General features: G+C 40.9%; 2 protein-coding genes. Both read right to left on the bottom strand.

The window, feature by feature from the left end; all coding sequences use genetic code 11:
* On the bottom strand, positions 1–313 hold a 313-nt coding region (locus tag ACSZPU_RS26030; protein ID WP_499004506.1), incomplete at its 3' end, for a PTS sugar transporter subunit IIA.
* A 328-nt stretch (positions 314–641) separates the two neighbouring features.
* On the bottom strand, positions 642–812 hold a 171-nt coding region (locus ACSZPU_RS26025), incomplete at its 5' end, for a transketolase-like TK C-terminal-containing protein (protein WP_499004508.1).

Below are 812 nucleotides of genomic sequence, written 5' to 3'. Positions count from 1 at the left end.
AGGCAACCGTCTGTGGTGTTTGCAGAGCTAAGATTGGCGGCTTAGCGTTGCACTTCGGAGTTGAATCCGCCAACGACATACCGGTTTTTAACGCACCGAATTCAGGGTGAGCATGTGGCATTGCAACATATGGTGCAAGGATATAATAAGGCCCATTGTTAAGCGTGGACTCTTTTATGGCCTGAATATATTCAGTGTTGACATACTTATTACGTAATAATGACTCCATCGAGAAATCAATGGCCTGTACCCAGTCAACTGCAGATTTCTTTATTACAATGGAAGCATGAGGAAAATAATTAATTAAGCGCATAACGCGTCCTCGTATTTTATTATAGGGTGCAACTGATGTTCAAAAATAAAATACGCGCGTCAGTATATGAAAGCAATGCAGGGGAAAATGATACAGGATAAAATCAAGGAAAAAACAAACTCATAATATTCAATAAAATAAAATTAAATTTTTTATTTTCAACTGCATTAATGTGATATCAATTGCAAAAACAGCATTATTAATATTATCAAATATGATAACAAGATCACCTTAACACAATTGCCTTGCTGAAATTTTACGATCAACGACACATGTCTATTGATAAAAAAACGGGCCGCCTGAGCGACCCGTTTCGTCTGCAATCGAATTACAGCAGTGCTTTCGCTTTCGCGACCACGTTGTCGACAGTGAAGCCGAACTCTTCAAACAGCAGCTCTGCCGGAGCAGATTCACCAAACGTCGTCATGCCCACAATCGCGCCGTTCAGGCCAACGTATTTGTACCAGTAGTCGGCGATGAGTGCTTCAACCGCAACACG

Origin of the sequence: Phytobacter sp. V69 (assembly GCF_965644215.1) — a bacterium.
GTDB lineage: Bacteria > Pseudomonadota > Gammaproteobacteria > Enterobacterales > Enterobacteriaceae > Phytobacter.
Note: the sequence above shows the minus strand (reverse complement) of the source record. Positions and strands in the feature narration are given on the sequence as shown.